This window comes from Massilia sp. TSP1-1-2 (genome assembly GCF_049896185.1).
Classification (GTDB): domain Bacteria; phylum Pseudomonadota; class Gammaproteobacteria; order Burkholderiales; family Burkholderiaceae_D; genus Telluria_A.
In genome coordinates this window covers 67696-86518 of record NZ_JAFCTU010000013.1, presented here as the reverse complement: position 1 = coordinate 86518, position 18823 = coordinate 67696, and the positions used below count along the sequence as shown (strand labels likewise).

At 63.5% G+C, this 18823-nt stretch carries 25 protein-coding genes and 1 pseudogene; 10 read left to right on the top strand and 16 right to left on the bottom strand.

The features are described from left to right. Nucleotides 1-42 precede the first annotated feature (42 nt). Nucleotides 43-960, bottom strand: coding sequence for a LysR family transcriptional regulator (locus tag ACP7BV_RS13540; RefSeq protein ID WP_426104444.1), 918 nt, complete (start codon nt 958-960; stop codon nt 43-45). Between the two features lie 107 nt (nt 961-1067). Between ACP7BV_RS13540 and ACP7BV_RS13535 the strand changes: the two genes are divergently transcribed. The 3 genes from ACP7BV_RS13535 (at nt 1068) to ACP7BV_RS13525 (ending at nt 3182) form a co-directional block, all read left to right on the top strand. After that, nucleotides 1068-1667, top strand: coding sequence for an FMN-dependent NADH-azoreductase (locus tag ACP7BV_RS13535; RefSeq protein ID WP_426104443.1), 600 nt, complete (start codon nt 1068-1070; stop codon nt 1665-1667). 39 nt (nt 1668-1706) lie between these two features. Beyond that, nucleotides 1707-2582 carry a pirin family protein gene (locus ACP7BV_RS13530; protein WP_426104441.1) on the top strand — a complete coding sequence of 292 codons (876 nt, stop codon included), beginning with the start codon at nt 1707-1709 and terminating at the stop codon, nt 2580-2582. 153 nt (nt 2583-2735) lie between these two features. Further along, nucleotides 2736-3182 carry a hypothetical protein gene (locus ACP7BV_RS13525; RefSeq protein ID WP_426104440.1) on the top strand — a complete coding sequence of 149 codons (447 nt, stop codon included), beginning with the start codon at nt 2736-2738 and terminating at the stop codon, nt 3180-3182. Nucleotides 3183-3186: 4 nt separating this feature from the next. Here ACP7BV_RS13525 and ACP7BV_RS13520 read toward each other — a convergent pair whose 3' ends face one another. Continuing rightward, entirely contained in the window at nt 3187-4314 is a 1128-nt protein-coding gene (locus ACP7BV_RS13520) for an acyltransferase family protein (protein WP_426104439.1), read from the bottom strand. A gap of 91 nt (nt 4315-4405) precedes the next feature. On the opposite strand from ACP7BV_RS13520, the gene ACP7BV_RS13515 reads away from it, so the two are divergent. Next, on the top strand, nt 4406-5386 hold the full coding sequence (locus ACP7BV_RS13515; protein WP_426104438.1) for a succinylglutamate desuccinylase: 981 nt from the start codon (nt 4406-4408) through the stop codon (nt 5384-5386). 84 nt (nt 5387-5470) lie between these two features. On the opposite strand, the gene ACP7BV_RS13510 is transcribed toward ACP7BV_RS13515, so the two are convergent. Next, nucleotides 5471-6403 (bottom strand): proline racemase family protein, encoded by a 933-nt coding sequence (locus ACP7BV_RS13510; protein WP_426104437.1) that lies wholly within the window; start codon nt 6401-6403, stop codon nt 5471-5473. Nucleotides 6404-6492: 89 nt separating this feature from the next. Continuing rightward, a complete protein-coding gene (sugE, locus tag ACP7BV_RS13505; protein ID WP_426104435.1) occupies nt 6493-6813 on the bottom strand; it encodes a quaternary ammonium compound efflux SMR transporter SugE in 321 nt (106 codons plus the stop codon). A gap of 127 nt (nt 6814-6940) precedes the next feature. Between sugE and ACP7BV_RS13500 the strand changes: the two genes are divergently transcribed. From ACP7BV_RS13500 to ACP7BV_RS13485, 4 genes are all read left to right on the top strand, one after another. Further along, the gene (locus tag ACP7BV_RS13500; RefSeq protein ID WP_426104433.1) at nt 6941-7312 is read left to right on the top strand and encodes a DUF1304 domain-containing protein; all 372 of its coding nucleotides are present in this window, start codon (nt 6941-6943) and stop codon (nt 7310-7312) included. Nucleotides 7313-7391: 79 nt separating this feature from the next. After that, entirely contained in the window at nt 7392-7688 is a 297-nt protein-coding gene (locus tag ACP7BV_RS13495; RefSeq protein ID WP_426104431.1) for an ArsR/SmtB family transcription factor, read from the top strand. A gap of 8 nt (nt 7689-7696) precedes the next feature. Next, the gene (locus ACP7BV_RS13490; RefSeq protein ID WP_426104430.1) at nt 7697-8749 is read left to right on the top strand and encodes an alkene reductase; all 1053 of its coding nucleotides are present in this window, start codon (nt 7697-7699) and stop codon (nt 8747-8749) included. Between the two features lie 45 nt (nt 8750-8794). Next, the gene (locus ACP7BV_RS13485) at nt 8795-9223 is read left to right on the top strand and encodes a DUF5990 family protein (RefSeq protein WP_426104428.1); all 429 of its coding nucleotides are present in this window, start codon (nt 8795-8797) and stop codon (nt 9221-9223) included. Between the two features lie 32 nt (nt 9224-9255). Here ACP7BV_RS13485 and ACP7BV_RS13480 read toward each other — a convergent pair whose 3' ends face one another. From ACP7BV_RS13480 to ACP7BV_RS13465, 4 genes are all read right to left on the bottom strand, one after another. After that, complete coding sequence (locus tag ACP7BV_RS13480) at nt 9256-9771, bottom strand: SRPBCC family protein (RefSeq protein WP_426104427.1); 516 nt, start codon at nt 9769-9771, stop codon at nt 9256-9258. 88 nt (nt 9772-9859) lie between these two features. Further along, nucleotides 9860-10573, bottom strand: a complete 714-nt coding sequence (gene arsH, locus ACP7BV_RS13475; protein WP_426104425.1) for an arsenical resistance protein ArsH — start codon at nt 10571-10573, stop codon at nt 9860-9862. Beyond that, a complete protein-coding gene (arsC, locus tag ACP7BV_RS13470; protein ID WP_426104423.1) occupies nt 10574-10996 on the bottom strand; it encodes an arsenate reductase (glutaredoxin) in 423 nt (140 codons plus the stop codon). A gap of 10 nt (nt 10997-11006) precedes the next feature. Then, complete coding sequence (locus tag ACP7BV_RS13465; RefSeq protein ID WP_426104422.1) at nt 11007-11321, bottom strand: ArsR/SmtB family transcription factor; 315 nt, start codon at nt 11319-11321, stop codon at nt 11007-11009. A gap of 168 nt (nt 11322-11489) precedes the next feature. Between ACP7BV_RS13465 and ACP7BV_RS13460 the strand changes: the two genes are divergently transcribed. Then, entirely contained in the window at nt 11490-12119 is a 630-nt protein-coding gene (locus tag ACP7BV_RS13460) for a 1-acyl-sn-glycerol-3-phosphate acyltransferase (RefSeq protein ID WP_426104420.1), read from the top strand. Between the two features lie 224 nt (nt 12120-12343). Here ACP7BV_RS13460 and ACP7BV_RS13455 read toward each other — a convergent pair whose 3' ends face one another. From ACP7BV_RS13455 to ACP7BV_RS13420, 8 genes and pseudogenes are all read right to left on the bottom strand, one after another. Further along, entirely contained in the window at nt 12344-12850 is a 507-nt protein-coding gene (locus tag ACP7BV_RS13455) for a HupE/UreJ family protein (RefSeq protein ID WP_426104418.1), read from the bottom strand. Between the two features lie 8 nt (nt 12851-12858). Further along, nucleotides 12859-13527 carry an urease accessory protein UreG gene (gene ureG / locus ACP7BV_RS13450; RefSeq protein WP_426104417.1) on the bottom strand — a complete coding sequence of 223 codons (669 nt, stop codon included), beginning with the start codon at nt 13525-13527 and terminating at the stop codon, nt 12859-12861. 10 nt (nt 13528-13537) lie between these two features. Beyond that, entirely contained in the window at nt 13538-14203 is a 666-nt protein-coding gene (locus ACP7BV_RS13445; protein ID WP_426104416.1) for an urease accessory protein UreF, read from the bottom strand. Continuing rightward, the gene (gene ureE / locus ACP7BV_RS13440) at nt 14200-14706 is read right to left on the bottom strand and encodes an urease accessory protein UreE (RefSeq protein ID WP_426104415.1); all 507 of its coding nucleotides are present in this window, start codon (nt 14704-14706) and stop codon (nt 14200-14202) included. The genes ACP7BV_RS13445 and ureE overlap by 4 nt, the downstream gene beginning before the upstream one ends. 9 nt (nt 14707-14715) lie before the next feature. Further along, a complete protein-coding gene (gene ureC / locus ACP7BV_RS13435; protein WP_426104414.1) occupies nt 14716-16416 on the bottom strand; it encodes an urease subunit alpha in 1701 nt (566 codons plus the stop codon). Between the two features lies 1 nt (nt 16417). After that, nucleotides 16418-16741 (bottom strand): urease subunit beta, encoded by a 324-nt coding sequence (locus ACP7BV_RS13430; RefSeq protein ID WP_426104413.1) that lies wholly within the window; start codon nt 16739-16741, stop codon nt 16418-16420. Between the two features lie 9 nt (nt 16742-16750). Then, on the bottom strand, nt 16751-17053 hold the full coding sequence (ureA, locus tag ACP7BV_RS13425) for an urease subunit gamma (RefSeq protein ID WP_426104558.1): 303 nt from the start codon (nt 17051-17053) through the stop codon (nt 16751-16753). Nucleotides 17054-17215: 162 nt separating this feature from the next. After that, nucleotides 17216-17911, bottom strand: a pseudogene (locus tag ACP7BV_RS13420) (urease accessory protein UreD); the annotation flags it as partial. A gap of 490 nt (nt 17912-18401) precedes the next feature. On the opposite strand from ACP7BV_RS13420, the gene ACP7BV_RS13415 reads away from it, so the two are divergent. Next, nucleotides 18402-18818, top strand: coding sequence for a DUF2141 domain-containing protein (locus ACP7BV_RS13415; RefSeq protein ID WP_426104411.1), 417 nt, complete (start codon nt 18402-18404; stop codon nt 18816-18818). Nucleotides 18819-18823: the final 5 nt, after the last annotated feature.

The following is an 18823-nucleotide window of genomic DNA, read 5'->3' as shown; positions in this document are numbered from 1 at the left end:
AGAACTATTTTGGTGCTGCGCTGCGAAAGTTGTGCGCTTGGCTTACCCCCGGAACCGCTTGCGCGCCTCGTCGCAGCACATCTCTTCCATCATATCGAGAAACGCGCGCGTCTTGGCGGGCATCAGCCGCCGGCCCGGGAACACCGCCCACCCGGTTACTTCAGGCAGCGACCATTCCGGTAGCACCCGCACCAGCTCGCCTTTTTCTACGTACCCCTCCGCAAACAGGTCGGAGCTGGCCGCAATCCCGGTCCCGGCGCAGGCTATGCGCGCCAGCAAGTCAGGCGAATTCGCTGCCAGCCTTGCCGGCAACTCGCGCTGCCACACCGTTTTTCCGCGCGTTAGGATCCACGGCTGCGCCCCGCCCGCCTGGCGCGACAAGCACAGCAAGTCATGTTGAAACAGATCATCAGGCTCGCGCGGCATCCCTTTGCGGGCGATATACGATGGCGCGGCGTATAAATTGATTTTCTCCAGCGCCACCCGGCGCGCATGCAAGGTCGAATCCTGCGGCAGGTCACCCATGCGGATTGCGATATCGAAGTTTTCACTGACCAGGTCCACCCGCCGCGGCGACAAATCAAGCTCTAGCGTAATGGCGGGATAGCGCTCGATAAACGCGCCAATCATGAACGTCAGCCCCAGGTTGGCAAAGTCGCCCGGCATCGAAATGCGCAGCCGGCCGCTGGGCGCCTGCTGGCGGTGTTGGACCAGCGCCCCGGCCGCCTCGACCTCCTCCACCACCTTGCGCGCATGCTCGAGCAGACTGGCGCCAAACTCCGTGAGCATCAGCTTGCGCGTGGTGCGCTGGAGCAGCCGCTCGCCCAGCCGGGCTTCCAGCAGTGCGATCCGGCGCGACACGGTCGACTTGGGCAAGTCCACCCGCAATGCCGCTGCACTGAAACTGCCGCTCTCTACAATGCGCGCAAACAGCAGCAAGTCGTTTGGTTCTACGTCCATTGATTATGCCACCAGGTGAATAATGATATCCATTTTACGGTCTTCCGCATTGTTTTTGGAACGTATAGAGTGTACTCCATAGCACCTGAACCAACAAAGGAAACACCATGAACATCCTGCAAATCAATTCCAGCGCCCGCAGTAACGGTTCCGAGTCCACCCGCCTGGCCGATGCCATCGTCGCCAAATTGCAGGCCGCCACGCCGCAAGCGTCGCTGGTGCGCCGTGACCTTGCCGTCACGCCGCATCCGCCGATCGACGAAGCAACCCTGGGCGCGCTGTTCACGCCCGCTGACAAGCGCAGCGCCGAGCAAGCTGCCCGCGTGGCGCTTGACGACGCGCTGATTGCCGAACTGCAAGCTGCGCACGTGGTCGTCATTGGTTCGCCGATGTACAACTTTGGCATCACCGTGCAGCTCAAGAGCTGGTTCGACGCCGTGGCCCGCGCCGGCACCACGTTCAGCTACACGGCAACCGGCCCGGTTGGCTTGTTGAGCGGAAAAAAAGTGTACGTCACGCTGGCCCGCGGCGGCTTTCACAGGGAAGGCGGCAACGACAGCCAGACCCAGCACGTGAAGACCTTCCTCGGCTTTTTGGGGATGACAGACGTAACGTTTGTCTACGCCGAAGGGCTGGGCATGGGTCCGGAAGCGGTGGCCACCGCACAGGCAAAGGCCGACGCGCAGATCGAAGCCGAACTGGCATAATTGCAGCTGCTTGTGCAGCAATATGACCCGGAGGAAGCCATGATTGAACAAGTGACAGCAGAACGCGTCCAGCACGCACGCGGGGTCGAGCGCCTGATCAGCGGGCAGTTCGTGACGGACGGCGCGGGGGTGCGCATCAACCGCGTGCTCACCCACGCCTTGCAGCGCCGGCTCGATCCATTCCTGATGCTCGACGCCTTCGGCAGCGACAAGCCGGGCGACTACATCGCCGGCTTCCCCGAGCATCCGCATCGCGGCTTCGAGACCATTTCGTACATGCTCGCCGGCAGCATGCGACACCGCGACAGCGCCGGCAACGAAGGCCTCATCACCGATGGCGGCGTGCAGTGGATGACGGCCGGGCGCGGCGTGGCCCACTCCGAAATGCCGGAGCAAACCGACGGCTTGATGGAAGGCTTCCAACTCTGGCTCAACCTGCCCGCCAAGGACAAGATGACGGCGCCGTGGTACCGCGACATCCCTGACGCTGAAGTGCCGCGCTTTGAGACCAGCGGCGGGGCGACGGTCAAGGTGATCGCAGGCGCCAGCCATGGCGTGGCCGGGGCGGTGCAGCGCGCGCATACCGAGCCGCTGTACCTGGATGTGCACCTGGCGGCCAACGCCACGTTCGAGCAGCTGCTGCCGCCAGGGCATAACGCCTTCATCTACGTGTACCGGGGACAGGTCGTCGTCGACGAGCAGAATGTGCCGCAAACAAAAATGGCGATTCTGAAGAACGATCCGGCGGCCGACGGCGTGCGCATCGTCGCCGCCCAGCCAAGCCGCTTGATCCTGATCGCCGGCCAGCCGCTGGGCGAACCGATCGCGCAGCACGGCCCGTTCGTGATGAATACCCAGCAAGAGCTGATCGAGGCGGTGGAAGACTTCCGGTCGGGGCGCCTGACGGCTGCCTGAAATTCTGGGTTAAACTAGGGGCGTCGCCCATGCCGCCTGGTTTTAGTAGGGTGGAAAAGCGATAGCGCATTCTACCGAAGGCCGGCGCTCACGCGACGCATGCCTTTAATGGAATGCGCTATCGCTGTTCCACCCTACATTTCGCTACTGCCTATGCTTCCACTTTTTATGCAAGCCCTCGCCTGGATCAGCCGCGTATGCGGCTTTGAAACAGTTGATTCCTTCCCGCCGGGGCACCCCCACGCGCGCACGTACTGGAACGGTGCTTACTTCGACATCGCTTCCGACCTCAAGCCCGAAGAAATCGAGCGTTCGATCTGCGAACGCATCTTCAACACGCCAACCATTTTCGTGCGGATCGCCAATCCCACGCCGGCCATGCAGCGCGCGCTGCTGTCGGTGATCGAGGCGCGCATGCGCCGCCCCGGCGCCAATCCCAACGACCTGGTGGCGATGCTGGTCAACGCCTACCGCAGCCCCCACACGCCAGACGTCATCCCCGGCCTGCGCGCCGCCATCGTCGCCTGCGACGGTGACGCGCGCGGCGTGATGGACTTTTTGGGCGCGATGCCGGCGGCGTTCAATGTGATCGAAGCCTGAGCTGCTAAGCCTTGACCGGCGCGAAATTGGTCGGCACGTACCTGGCCCGCAGCCGCATGAACGGCGTCTCGACGCAGCGATACAGCAGCCACCCCGCAAACACGCTTGAGAACAGCATCACGGCAATCGCCAGCGCCGATTCGGGCCCGTACCCGAGGCGTTCGAGCGGGCCGCGCGCCAGGATGCACAGCTGCTTGTGCCCAAGGTAGATCGCATACGACCACAGGGCCAGGCTGGCGGCGCCGGGCACGCGCACCGTGCACAGCACGCTCTTGCGGCACAATGCCGAGACAATCAGCATCGAAAAACTCAGCGCCAGCAGCGGAAACCCAAGCACGGTGATCGGCAGCGCCTGGCGCTCGTGCAGGAACAGCCAGAACGTCACCCCGGCCAGCGCCGCGCCGCCCGCCAGCAGGCCGTTGCCATGCCCGGTCAGACTGCGCCACGCGCGCGGATGAAAATTCTTAAGCAGCGCCAGCGCCACGCCGGCCACCAGTTCGTCAAAGCGGCAGAAGGTCGAGTAGTAGATGTACTTGAAGTAGCTGGTGCCTGGTTCCCGGCTCTGCGCGACCAGCTCGCCCCACACGGTGTAGCGGATCACCATCCCCGCGACGAATGCAAGCGCGATGGCGCCCCATGCCCAGCGCAGCGAACGGCGCATCGATGCGACTCCCAGCGCCAGCGCCGGCAGCAGCATGTAGAACTGCTCCTCGATGCACAGCGACCAGGCATGCGAGAACGCACTGCCCGGCTGCAGGTTGATGTTCTGCGTGAAGCTCACGTAGTGCCACAGCGGCAGCAGCGGCGAACCATGGCGAAAACCGGGCCACAAAAAATACAGCGCCAGCACCACGTAAAAGTTGGGCAAGGTGCGCAGCAGCCTGCGCGCATAGAAGCGCGGCAGCGAAAACGGTCGTCCGCTGCGCAAGGCAGCAAAGATCTGGTTCCCGATCAGGTAGCCCGAGAGGGCGAAAAACAGGTCGACGCCGACCCAGCCGATCTCGCCGACCCAGCCGAACGTATCTTCCCCGCTGACGAACAGCACGTAATGGTGCAGCACCACGAAGATGATGGCAAGGGCGCGCAGGGTGTCGAGGCCGTGATTGCGCTGTGTGGGGAGCGTGGTTTTCATGAAGCGGCGATGATGCCATGCGTAGGCAACGCGCGCCAGTGTTTACCGCTAAAATGAGCGCTGCCATCTATATCCGAGGACGAGACCAGCAATGACAAGTGCACGCGACCTGCAGTTCAAATCGATCAATTACACGGGTCTTGAAAGCGGACCGCGCCTGATCATCACCGGCGCCGTCCATGGCAACGAGACTTGCGGCACGCGCGCAATTGGCCGCGTGATGGAGGAGATCGACAGCGGCCAGCTGCTGGTGCGCGCCGGCAGCGTGACCTTTGTCCCCATCACCAATCCCCTCGCCTATCAGTTGAACCGGCGCTCGGGCGATCGCAACCTGAACCGCAACCTGTTCCCCAAGGATGCGCCGCAAGACTTCGAAGACCAAGTCGCCAACTGGCTATGCCCCTTGCTGGCGCAGCATGACGTGCTGCTCGACCTGCACTCGTTCAACGCCCAGAGCCAGCCCTTCGTGATGGTCGGCCCGCGCAATAACGACGGTGCGCTGCAGCCATTCCGGCACGCCGAAAAGGAGCGCGCCCTGGCGCGCCGGCTTGGCGTGAGCCGCTTTGTGGACGGTTGGCTGGCCACCTACGGCCAGGGCGTGCAGCGCCGCATGCAGGGCAGCGCTGCCGCGCAGCTCGAGACCGTGCTGCGCTACGGCGTCGGCACCACCGAATACATGCGCACCACCGGCGGCTATGCGCTCACGCTCGAGTGCGGGCAGCATGCCGATCCGGCCGTGCCCGACGTGGCTTACCGCGCCATCATGAATACGCTCGCTTTCCTCAAGCTGATCGACGCGCCGGAACCGGAGCCGATCGCGCTTGAGGCGATGGAGTCGCTGTCGATGGTGGTTGTGCATGACAAGCTCGATGCCGGCGACAAGTTCAGCCGCACCTGGTCGAGTTTTGATGCGCTGGCCAAAGGTGACCTTATCGGCACCCGCGCCGACGGCACCGCGGTAACGGCCGAATTCGATGGCAAGATCCTGTTCCCGGACGTGAACGCGCAGCCGAACAATGAGTGGTATTACCTGACGCGGCCCAATACCGACTTTGATCGGCATATGGAGTAACAGCTGGAGTAATAGCTGGAGTTATAGCTGCGGTGATACCCCGACTTCGGTAACTGCGCAGTAGCGACCAATTAGCCGCACAAGCTACCGAATTCCCCACAAAAACGGGTCGGTCTCATCGAATATGAAGATCGAGCGCGCGATCACCCACGCCCTGCCCCGAATGCTTGGCCGTATCATGGCGCCGTCACGCCGATAGTAGGCGTCAAACACACTGCCAATCACACTTTCCTGGCGCCAGATGGCGCCTTCTGCGAGCTCGCCATCGGCCGCCAGGCAAGCCATCTTGGCGCTGGTGCCCGTCCCGCAGGGCGAGCGGTCGTAGGCCTCCCCCGGACACAGCACAAAATTCTGGCAGTGCGCGCCAGTGCGCGACGGGGCAAACAGTTCAATGTGATCAATCGGCGCCCCATCGTCCCCGGTGACGCCCTTCGCTTCGAGCGCCTCGCGCACGGCAACCGCGTACGCCGTCAACGCATCCACATGCTCAGTCGCCAGCACCTGACCATGGTCGCCCGCCAAAAAGAACCAGTTGCCACCCCACGCCACGTCGCCGGTGATGGTGCCGCGCCCCTCGACGTGCACCGGCACTGCGGACAAGGTCCGGTAGGAGGCCACGTTTTCAATCGTGACGGAGCCGTCGCCGTGGAGTTCAGCTTCCACCACGCCCACCGGCGTGTCGATCCGGTGGCGCCCGGGCGCCAAGCGCCCCAAATACGCGAGCGAGACGACCAGGCCCATCACGCCATGGCCGCACATGCCCAGGTAGCCCACATTGTTAAAGAAAATGACGCCGGCCACGCAATTCGGCGCGTGCGGTTCGCACAGCAGCGCGCCGACATCCACGCCGGAGCCGCGCGGCTCGCAGACGACGGCCGAACGTATGTGATCGAACTGGTCGCGAAAGCGTGCCAGCCGTTCGGACAAGGGGCCGCTGCCCAGGTCCGGGCCGCCTTCGATGATCAGGCGCGTCGGCTCGCCGCCAGTGTGGGAGTCGATAATGGTAATGGGTTTCATGGACGCAGCATACCAAGCCCGAACCCGTCTGTCTTGTACTGAAACACCCTGGGCGCCACGAAAAATGGCACAAAGCCGACCGCAGGAACTCAAGCAGGCGTCAACAGTTTCAGGCCCAGAATGCCCGCCACGATGAGCGCGATGCACGCCAGGCGCATCGCCCCGGCCGGCTCGCCCAGCATCACCATCCCGGCAATGGCGGTGCCCACCGTCCCGATGCCGGTCCACACCGCGTACGCGGTTCCGAGCGGCAGATGACGCAGCGCCAGACCAAGCAGGCCGACGCTGCCGGCCATTGCCGTAAGCGTGAACACGGAAGGTCCCAGCTTGCTGAAGCCATACGTATATTTCAGGCCCACTGCCCAGGCGATTTCAAGCAGTCCGGCGGCTAACAGGTAAATCCACGGCATTTCGGCTCCTCATGGCAGGCAAGAGTATAGCATTGGCCGTGCCTGCCTGGCCTCGCAAGCCGAGTCTCGCCACGCGGCGCGCAGGCAGGTACACTGCGCCATTCATATAATTAAAAAGGAGCCGCCCATGGCCATTGTCGCCAAAGTCCTGATCATCCTGATTTTGTTCATGCACGTGTATTTCCTGCTTCTCGAAACGGTCCTGTTCAAGACGCGCGGGCGCCGCGCGTTTGGCCTCTCCGCCGAAAAGGCGGACGTCATGGCCCCGGCCATGTCGAACCAGGGCTGCTATAACGGCTTTCTGGTGGTGGCCCTGGCGATCGGCCTGCTGCACCGCGATCCGGCCGTGGCCCACACCTTTGTCCTGTATGGCCTCGGCTGCGTGGCCGTGGCCGGCGTGTGGGGCGCACTGACGGTCAAGACCATCATCCTGTTCTTCCAGACCATCCCCGCCATCCTCGCGCTGATGCTGTACAACATCGCCCGCACGGCGGCGTAATCGTCGTTTTCGCCCTGCTCAGGCAGGTTCCTGGTTTATATCGTAGAATAACGATATTAGTTTCGTAGAAATCCGATATATGCAAATCGACGCTATTCACAAAGCGCTGGCCAACCCGGTGCGCCGCGAAATCCTTCAGTGGCTGAGGGATCCGCAAACGCATTTCGGGCACCAGCAGCATGGGCTCGACATGGGTGTCTGCGCCGGCCTGATCGACGAACGCACTGGTCTTTCGCAGTCGACCGTGTCGGCCCACCTGGCCACGCTGCAGCGTGCCGGGTTGATCACATCGCGCCGCGTCGGGCAGTGGATCTTCTACAAACGCGACGAGGAGACCATCCAGGCCTTCCTCGACCATATGAACCAGGGACTTTAGGAATACTCATGACTACATTATTCGATCCGATCACCGTTGGCGACCTTGAACTGCCAAACCGCATCATCATGGCACCACTCACGCGCGCACGCGCCATTGGCGGCGAACGCGTGCCCAACGCGCTGATGGCGCAGTACTACGTGCAGCGCGCCTCCGCCGGCCTGATTTTGAGCGAAGCGACCGCTGTCATGGCGCAAGGCGTGGGCTATGCCGACACGCCGGGCATCTGGTCCGACGAGCAGGTCGCAGGCTGGAAAGTAGTGACCGACGCCGTGCACAAGGCCGGCGGTCGCATCATGCTGCAGCTGTGGCACGTGGGCCGCATTTCGGACCCGATTTTCCTCGGCGGCGCAGCGCCGGTCGCGCCGAGCGCGGTCGCGGCCAAGGGCCATGTGAGCATCGTGCGGCCGCTGCGCGACTATGTGGTGCCGCGCGCGCTGGCGCTGGAAGAGATTGCCGGCGTGGTGGCAGCGTTTCGCAAGGGCGCCGAAAACGCCAAGCTGGCCGGCTTCGACGGCGTGGAGATCCACGGCGCCAACGGCTACCTGCTCGACCAGTTCCTGCAGGACGGCACCAATAAACGCACCGATATCTATGGCGGGTCGATTGAAAACCGCGCGCGCCTGATGCTCGAAGTGACCGACGCCTGCGTCGAGGTATGGGGCGCGGGCCGCGTCGGCATGCACCTGGCGCCGCGCCGCGATGCGCACGACATGAGCGACTCGGATCCGAAAGCGACGTTCGGCTATGTGGCGCGCGAACTTGGCAAGCGCGGCATCGCGTTCATCTGCGCCCGCGAAGGCTTGGGCGACGATCGGCTCGGGCCTTACCTGAAGCAGGAGTTTGGCGGCGTGTACATTGCCAACGAAAGCCTGACCAAGGAAAGTGGCGAGCAACTGGTCAAGTCCGGCGAAGCCAACGCCGTTGCGTTCGGGAAGTGGTTCATCGCCAATCCGGACTTGCCGCGCCGGCTGGAGACAGATGCGCCGCTCAACGAAGCGCGGCCGGACCGGTTCTATCACCCGAGCTCGGAAGGCTATACTGACTATCCGGCGTTGTAAGCTGACGTCCAGCCCGGTCGGTATCAAGAAGCCTCAAGGAGCCTCATGAAACAAGCACCGCGAACCCTCACCCTTTGGCTGGCTTGCCGCTCGCTGCCCCAGCTCGCGGCAGACCCGCTGCCGGTCACCGTTGGCATACAGGACAAGTTCCAGCAGGTCCACGAAGGTGTGCACGGCGAGGCGGGTTGGCGGTTCGCGTGCACCGTGCTAATCAAACCGGATCCGGCTAGCGCGCTGCCCGCTTTTTCAGGCCCATTTGTCCACGGCACGCCGGCAAAGAGATTTTTGTACCTGAGCTGGAAACGGCTTGGCGACGCGCCGACGCCGTGGCAGCAACGGGTCAAGATCCCGCGGTCGGCGTTGCCCTGGCACCTGATCGAGGCGGGGCTGCCTTTGGAAGCGGATATTACCGGGCGCAAACCCCACGCGAGCGAACCCATCGTATGGAAGCTCGCTGCGGGTGCTCGTGCATAGGGTTTCCGTCGTCAAAAAATTGACATAACAAGTCAACGCTCTGCCGTGACCAAAGTCGCAAGGTATTTTTCGTACTCGTCATACATGCCGCCAAAGCCTTGCTGCATCGAGCCGTGCCCGGCCCGGAACGTTTCAATCCCCACCGGGTCGGCATTGATGGGCGAGGACACCAGCGTCATGTTCGTCTTGCCGTCCTGTTCCACCAGTGTGACGGTATTGAGCACTTCCAGCGGCCAGGTCGGGCTCATCGCGTAAGCAATCCGATTGCCTTGCGCATCGGCAAAGCCGTTGATGAATACAAGGCGTTCAACGGGCGCGATCTCGACATAATTGAACCTCCCGTACATTTCGACGCCGGGTCCAAAGCGCATGCAGTAGTGAAACACGCCGCCGGCGTGCATTTCGTTCTTGAGCACATCGATGGTGCAGCCCTGCGGCCCCCACCATTTTTGCAAGTGTTCGCTGTGCGTCATGGTGGCAAACACCAGCGCGCGCGGCGCGTTAAAAGTACGCGCAATGACGAAATCGACGCTCGTATCCCTTGTCATCCAGTTTCTCCTTGGCTAGCGTTGCGTTGGTCTTGCAGGCAGTCAGCGCCATCATCCCAGTTGTTGAGAAGATGTCAAGCCTCGCACGCTACATTTTTGCCAACGCCACCTGTGCATCAAGCTTGGCGGCCGCATCGCGCCGCTCGCTGTAGCGCTCCACCAGGTAGTCGCTGCGCTCCCGAATCAGCAACGTAAATTTGAACAACTCTTCCATCACGTCTACCACGCGGTCGTAATACGGCGACGGTTTCATGCGTCCCGCCTCGTCGAATTGTTCGTACGCCTTGGGCACGGACGACTGGTTGGGAATGGTCACCATGCGCATCCAGCGGCCCAAGAGGCGCAGCGTGTTGACGGTGTTAAACGACTGCGAGCCGCCCGACACCTGCATCACGGCCAGCGTGCGCCCCTGGGTCGGCCGGGTCGACCCGACTTCCAGCGGGATCCAGTCGATCTGGTTTTTCATCACCGACGTGATGGCGCCGTGCCGCTCGGGGCTGGACCAGACCTGCCCTTCGGACCACAACGACAGCGCACGCAGTTCCTGCACCTTGGCATGGGTGGCGGGCACGGTGTCGGTCACGGGCAGTTCGCGCGGATCGAAAAAGCGCACTTCGGCGCCCATGCGCGTGAGGATGCGGCCCGCTTCCTCGGCCAAAAAACGGCTGAACGAGCGCTCGCGCAGCGATCCATACAGAATCAGGATGCGCGGCGGATGGTCGAACGGCAGCGCAGGCGCCAGCTTTGCCGGCGTTGGCACGTCGAACTGCGCTTCGCTCAGATTGGGCAGGCTGGTGTCCATTCAGTTCACCCGCTTGCCGCTGGCATCGATGACGGCTTCGCCATCTTCCTTGCTGAAGGCGGCGCGCTGCGGCAGCGGCAGGATGTCGAGCACCAGTTCCGACGGGCGGCACAGGCGCGCTCCGGCAGGCGTGATCACGAAGGGACGATTGAGCAAAATCGGATGGGCCATCATTGCATCGAGCAGAGCGTCGTCGCTGAGGGAAGGATCGTCCAGCCCAAGTTCGGCAAACATGACTTCTTTCGCGCGCATCGCTTCGCGCACGCTCAAGCCCGTCTGCGCGATCATCGCCGCCAGCGCTTCGCGCGTTGGTGGATTGGCCAGATATTCGATGACTTGCGGCTCGGCGCCGGTATTGCGGATCAGGGCCAGCGTGTTGCGCGAGGTGCCGCATTGTGGGTTATGGTAAATGGTGATGTCCATGGTGGATTCCTCAAGCGTTGGGTAAGGGGGGACTGCACGGCGCACCCGCGCAGCAGTTTTCGGTCATGAAGGCGATCAGCGCGGTCATGGTGTCGAAGTTGGCGCTGTAGATGACGAAGCGGCCATCCTGGCGCTGCGTGACCAGGTCCGCATGCGCCAGCTCCTTCAGGTGAAACGACAGCGACGACGGCGCAATGCCGAGTTGATAGGCAATCTTGCTGGCGGCCAGCCCACCTGGACCGGACCGGACCAGCAGGCGAAATACGGCAAGGCGCGACTCCTGCGCCACTGCCGTCAAGGCCGCCAGGGCATTTTTGGTATCCACTTAAGCTGTGCCTGATGATGAATTCGATATTTCAATAATACTTGAATTATCAAACCAAAACAATTATTTTTGCTTGTCCAGCCACTTCGGTGCACTGTAGAATCCAGACGCAAATTTCCCACAGCGCAAGTTTCATTGCGGAATTGCCCTTTGATAACGGAGTCCATCATGAGTAATTACGAGCTGCGCGCGGCCTCCCTTCCCCGCCTTGGCCAGCGCCTGGCACTGCGCCTGTTCCACCTGTTTGGCTGGAAGGTGCGCTACAAGCCGCTGCCGGGCCGGCACGGCGTCGCGATCGTCTATCCACATACTTCCAACTGGGATTTCGTGGTTGGGCTATTGGGCAAATGGGCGCTTGGGCTGCCGTTTCGCTGGCTCGGCAAGGAGTCACTATTTCGCGGGCCGTGGGCCGGCCTCATGCGCTCGTGGGGCGGGGTGGCGGTCGAACGCGGCGCGTCGACCGGCGCCACGCAGCGCCTGGCCGACAAGATGCGCCAGTCGGACTGGTTCTGGCTGGCACTGGCGCCGGAAGGTACGCGCAGTTACCGCCCCCACCTGCGCAGCGGGTTTTATCATCTGGCGGTGATGGCCAAAGTGCCGCTGGTAATTGTGTATCTCGATTATCCGAACAAGGAATTGGGCGTAGTCGACACGATCAGGCTGACCGGCGACCAGGAACTCGATATGGAGGCCATTGCGGCCGCCTACAAGGGACATCTGGGCAAGCATCCCGAACTTGCCGCGCCGATCACGCTGGCGCCGCCGCGCAAGGATGGTGCGGATGCTGCGCAGGGGTAGCGAGGCTGTCGCAAAACGGATCACGGCCGTAGGTCCCGACAGCCTAGTGTCCTGAGTTGGAAGTTCGCTGCTTATAAATGTTCCGAAATCGCCGAGAGACAAGGAACAAAAGCGGAGCAAGGCCGAGGCCTTGCGAGCATTTTTGACGCAGTATCGCGGGGATTCTCGGGATATTCATACAACGAACTTCCAACTCGGGACACTAGGTTAGAGCGATGGTGGCGTCAGGCTAGCATCCAAAACCCGGCGCACGCAATGGCCACGCCCGTCACGCGCGACTTCCCGATCGCCAGTCCTGCCGCCAGCAGCGCGGCGCTTGCAAGCAGGTAGCCGGCCGCGCTGGCGACACCAGGCAACTCATGTCCATGCACCTGCCCGTGCAGCAGCGCAAACGCAGCCACCACCGCCACCGCTCCCCACTGCGGCAGCCGCACCGCCGCCAGCAGCACTCCCGTCGCGGCCACGCTGGCGGCAATCGAGGAATTCGCAACAACGAACCCGCCAGGCGCCATCGCGCCGATCGCCATCATCGCCACAAATACCAGCGGCAACGCCAACGGCTGCTCCTGGCGCCGGCTCCACATGCCGATGCCCACCATCGCCAGCACATGGTCCAGCCCCATGAACGGATGCAGCAGTCCCGCCGCCAAGCCGGATGCATCTGCATGGCCAGGGTGGGCGACGGCCGGCAGCACCACACAGCACAGCGCGAAGAACAATATTTTTCTCATGCGTTTTCTCATGCGTTTTCTCCTGGGTTTTCTCCTGGGTTTTCTCCTGGGTTTTCTCCATTTGCTGGTTGGTCCAGCAAACCTTGCCGGCGAATGAAAGCGATCACCTCTTCCACGCCCTCCCCGCTGCGCAGGTTGGTGAACACAAACGGCCGCTCCCCGCGCTGGCGCTTTGCATCCTCGGCCATGACTGCCAGATCGGCGCCCACATGCGGCGCCAGGTCGGTCTTGTTGATGATTAGGAGGTCCGACCGGGTGATGCCCGGCCCGCCCTTGCGCGGGATCTTCTCGCCGCCTGCGACGTCGATCACGTACAGCGTCAGGTCCGACAACTCGGGGCTGAAGGTCGCAGCCAGGTTGTCGCCGCCCGACTCGATCAGGATCAGCTCCAGCGCCGGAAAGTCGGCATGCATGCGCGCAATCGCTTCCAGGTTGATCGAGGCGTCCTCGCGGATCGCGGTATGCGGGCAGCCACCGGTTTCCACGCCCATCAAACGCTCCGGCGCGAGCGCGTTGGCGCGCACCAGGATGTCCATATCCTCGCGCGTGTAGATATCATTGGTGATGACGGCCATGTCATAGTGGTCGCGCATGCCGCGGCAAAGCCGCTCGCACAATGCTGTCTTGCCCGAGCCGACCGGACCGCCGATGCCGACCCGCAGTGGATTTGATATCATGATTGCCCTATCAGGAACGGTAAAGCCTGCCGTGCTGCACCTCGTGGCGCATCGACAGGATGGATAAACCGGGCGACCAGTTCGACATGGCCTCGTCGCCCATCGTTTGCGCGCGTTGCGCCGCTTGCTCAAGGTCGGCGCGCAGCGACAACAGCATGCGCTGGCCTGCGACTTGTCCCAGCGGGACCGACTTGACGCACACCAGCACCTGGTTCTCGGCCCATGAAAACAGCATCGCCAGCAGCGCTTCGTGGTGCGGGATGCCGAGCGCGTTGACGGCGCAGGCAAACGCGGTGGGCAGGCCGACCTCGGACCCGAGCGCGCCGACATCGGCCACGCCAAGTTCGGCCAGGAGCCTGGTCAGCGAATAGCCCATCTGGACCGTCTCGGCGCGAAACTCTGCGCTGTCGCGCGCGGCCAGGAAGCGTTCGCTCCACAGCGCGACCAAGACATCATCGCCAGCCTCCAGGGCTTTGAGCAGGCGCCAGAACAGCGGCGCGTCCCAGCTCGCCACCACTTCGTCAAGATAGGCGGCGATCCATGCGCGGCCGGTCACGGCGTCATGCACCACGCCGGCGTCGAGCGCCGCTTCCAGGCCCTGCGAATAGCTGTAGCCGCCGATCGGCAGCGCCGGGCTGGCGAATTGCAACAGGTGCAGCAGGGCCGCAGCGTTCATGCGCCGGCCGCGTCGCCGGGACGGTGGATCTTCTGGCGCAGCGGCACTGGCGCCAGCAAATGGTCGGCGTGAACGTGGCCTGCGCCGGAATACGCGCCCGCCTCCGGCTCGAACGGCGCCGTCTGCGGCTCCACGCGCGCACCCAGGCCTTCAAGCATGTCCCGCAGCACGGGATCGACGCGGATGCGCAGGCAGCCGTCCCCAATCTGCACCTGTGTATGCCGGTTGCCAAGGTGGAAAGCGCAGCGTGCCATCATGTTCGGGGTCGCGCAATGAATGGCGTATACCGCCTCCGCTGCTGCAAGCACGCGGATCACGCGCCGATCGGCGCCGGTCAGCAGGTCACCGTCGCGCAGCACGCTGGCGCGCGGGGTGAACAGCGCCACCTCCTCGCCTGACACCAGGCGCGCGCGCAGCCGGCATTTTTCGCGCTGGTCGTAGGGCAGCAGCAGTTCGCCGTCGATCCGGTCGGCTCGATCCAGTTTGGTGTGCAGCATCAGCATGGGTTCTCCTTAAAACAAAAAATAACGCTGCGCCATCGGCAGCACGGCTGCCGCTTCGCAGACCAGCAACTGGCCGTCGGCGCGCACTTGGTAGGTTTCTGGGTCGACTTCCATGCTCGGCGTGGCGCCGTTGTGGATCATGTCGGTCTTGCGCAGGTGGCGCATGCCGCGCACCGCAATCACGTTCTTGAACAGGCCCAGCCGCTCTTTGATGCCGGCGTCGAAAGCGGCCTGCGAGACGAAAGTGAAGGACTTTTTCAGCCCGCCGCCATAGGCGCCGAACATCATCCGGTAGTGCACCGGCTGCGGGGTCGGGATCGACGCGTTCGGGTCGCCCATCTGCGCCGCGGCGATCATGCCCCCTTTCAGGATGATCGACGGCTTGACGCCGAAAAAGGCAGGCTTCCACAGCACGATGTCGGCGATCTTGCCCACTTCGAGCGAGCCGACCACGTGTGCCACGCCGTGCGTGATGGCCGGGTTGATGGTGTACTTGGCGATGTAGCGCTTGACCCGGAAATTGTCGTTGCGAGAGCTGTCCGGCGCCAGCGGCCCGCGCTGCACTTTCATCTTGTGCGCCGTCTGCCAGGTGCGCATGATGACTTCGCCCACGCGGCCCATGGCCTGCGAATCGGACGACATCATCGAGATGGCGCCGATGTCGTGCAGGATGTCCTCGGCCGCGATAGTCTCGCGCCGGATGCGCGACTCGGCAAAGGCAACATCCTCGGCGATAGCCGGGTCGAGGTGGTGGCACACCATCAGCATGTCGAGGTGCTCGTCGAGCGTATTGACGGTGAACGGGCGGGTGGGATTGGTCGACGATGGCAGCACGTTGGCCTGGCCTACCGCGGCGATGATGTCCGGCGCGTGTCCGCCGCCGGCACCTTCGGTATGGAAGGTGTGAATGGTGCGGTCCTTGAAGGCGGCCAGCGTGGTTTCCAGAAAACCGCCCTCGTTCAGGGTATCGGAATGCAGCGCCACCTGCACGTCCATGCGGTCGGCCACGGCCAGGCAATTGTCAATGGCGGCCGGGGTACTGCCCCAGTCCTCGTGCAATTTGAGGCCCACCGCACCGGCCAGCACCTGTTCTTCCAGCGGCGCCGGCAGGCTCACATTGCCCTTGCCCATGAAGCCCAGATTCATCGGAAACGCATCGGCAGCGGCCAGCATTGAATGCAGATGCCACGGCCCCGGCGTGCAGGTGGTGGCAGCTGTACCGGTGGCGGGGCCGGTGCCGCCGCCTATCATCGTGGTCACGCCGCTCATCAAGGCCTCCTCGATTTGCTGGGGGCAGATGAAGTGGATGTGCGTATCGACCCCGCCGGCGGTGACGATCTTGCCTTCGCCGGCGATGATCTCGGTCGCCCCGCCGATGGCCATCGTCACGCCTGGCTGGATGTCCGGATTGCCGGCCTTGCCGATGGCGGCGATCAGGCCGTTCTTGATGCCAATGTCGGCCTTGACGATACCCCAATGGTCGACGATGACGGCGTTGGTGATGACGGTGTCCATTACCTGCGCGTGCACGCGCTGCGACTGGCCCATGCCGTCGCGGATCACCTTGCCGCCGCCGAACTTGACCTCTTCGCCATACAAGGCGAAGTCCTTCTCGATTTCGATGAACAGCTCGGTGTCGGCCAGGCGGATGCGGTCCCCGGTGGTGGGGCCGTACATTTCGGCGTAGGCGCGGCGGGTAATGGACGGCATGTCAGTTCGCTCCCGCAGGCGGCAGCTCGCCCATCACCAGGCCGTTAAAGCCGAACACACGGCGCTCTCCGGCCAGCGCCACCAGTTCGACGGTGCGTTGCTGGCCCGGCTCGAAGCGCACAGCCGTGCCGGCCGCGATATTGAGGCGCATGCCAATGGCCGCGCTGCGCCCGAACTTGAGAGCCGTATTGACTTCGAAAAAATGAAAGTGCGAGCCGACCTGGATCGGGCGGTCGCCGCTGTTGGCAACGACCAGCGTCACGCATGCGCGATCGAGGTTGAAGGCGATATCGTCGTCCTCGAGCAAATATTCACCAGGGATCATGGCAACCTTCTACGGAATCGGATTGTGGACGGTCACAAGCTTGCTGCCGTCCGGGAAAGTGGCCTCGACCTGGATGTCGGGGATCATCTCGGCGATGCCTTCCATGACGTCGGCGCGGCTCAGGATGCGGGCGCCTTCGGACATCAGCTGCGCCACGCTCTTGCCCTCGCGCGCGCCCTCCATGATGGCCGCGCTGATCAGCGCCACCGCCTCCGGATAGTTCAGGCGCAGTCCGCGCGCCAGGCGCCTTTCGGCCAGCAGGCCGGCGGTAAAAATGAGCAGCTTGTCTTTTTCGCGGGGTGTCAGGTCCATGCGGCCTCCAATCAGGTATTCCAGATGCGCGGCACCGGCGCGGCGCAGCCGAGCAAGTAAGGGCGCAGCAATTGCCATACCGGTAACGACGCGGCGCGCCCGTTCGCTGTCGGCGCACAGCAGGCGCGCGACGAACACCGGTTTGATCTGCGTGACGGCAAGCGCCGGATCGAGCGCGCGCATGGCCGCCAGCAGCGGCGCCGGCACACCCGGCCCGACGCCGACCCCGATCAGCGTGGCGCAGACGGTCGCGCCATGCAGGCCGAACACGCTGTGCATGGCCGGACTGCCCCCTGTCAGCATACCCTGCTCCCACCACAGCAGCTTGCCGCCGCGCCGGATGCCGGTGCGCTGGGCGACGGCGCCGCTGTCGAAACGTTCGCCCGAGGCGCTGCGGCCAAAGCACAGGATCTCGGCACCGATGTAGCGCGCGTCGGCCGCCAGTTCGACCTGGTGCGTCATGCGCACGTTGGCGTCATTGAAAAAGATGGCTTCCTGCGGCATCCACTCGACGCACGCCCCGGCGCCGGCGCTGATGTGCACGTCCTGCATCGACAGCTTGTCGTTGGCGCGGTACCACTTGGCGGCGCCCGGCGACGTCAGGAAGGCATGCGTGGCGGGGCCGGCGCCGACGTCGATCGCGAGGCGGTCGCCGCCGACCACGCCGCCCGGCGGATGGATCACGATCGCGTGGCAGATGTGCGCGCCTTCGGGATAAAGCGGCTTCTGGACTCGCAGCGGTCCGCTGTGCGCGCGTTCGACCAAACGCGTGGTACCGGCATCGTCGGCGAAGCGCAGCCGCAGACTGGCTTGCCAGGCGTTGGCGGCGACGGAGGATGGGTGGGTGGAGTCGGGCATATTTTTTCACTTAGCAGGATGCATGCCAGCCCAATATCTGCAAGGACGCAAAAAAAGGGGCATCCGAACCCAACGGACACCCCTGACCCTTTCAGGACGCACCAGGGCCCCCACCCTGGCGCACCAGACAGCAACTACAGCAACTACAGCAACTACAGCAACTACAGCAACATCCAACACCAGATCGCACCGTGCCGGTGCACCGCCTGGCACACCATGCCCGTCGCAAGTGCAAGCTGGTCTTTTCGCCCTGCGGCTGAGCGTGAGATGATCGTAGTCCTGCCGTTTTTCCGGGTCAATGCGCTGTGCATGACGAGCGCAATTTGCCCGCTATCCTGTGCCGGTGCAGGCAGCCCCCGGCTGATCGCCGCAACTGGCGGCGCGTGGCTGCAACTGGCGCCGTTTTGCTGCCATTGGTCGCATCACCAACTTGCGGCGCCGGCTTTTCCCTACAGTGGCATGCATCGCAACCACACCACCGGAGACAACCATGCACACCCTGATCAAGACCGCCTTCCTCGTCACAAGCCTGGCCACCGGCCTCGCCGGCGCCGCCGATCTCACCATTCAGGTCGACGACGTCAAGGCCGCTACCGGCAGCGTGCTGGTCGCCGTTTTCAATTCGGAAGGCACCTTCCTCAAGGCTGCGGCCAAGTCCGGCGGCGCGCCCGCCACGCTGAACGGCACTACCGTCGTCATCGGGGATCTGCCGGAGGGCGACTATGCCTTCGCCGTCTACCACGACGCCAACGCGAATGGCAAGATGGACCGGAACCTGCTCGGCATCCCCACCGAAGACTACGGCTTCAGCAATAACGCGTTGGGAAAAATGGGGCCGCCGAGCTATGCCAGCGCCCGATTCGTACTGCCCGCCGCCGGCGCCAGCCTGCGCGTGTCACTGAAATAAGGGGG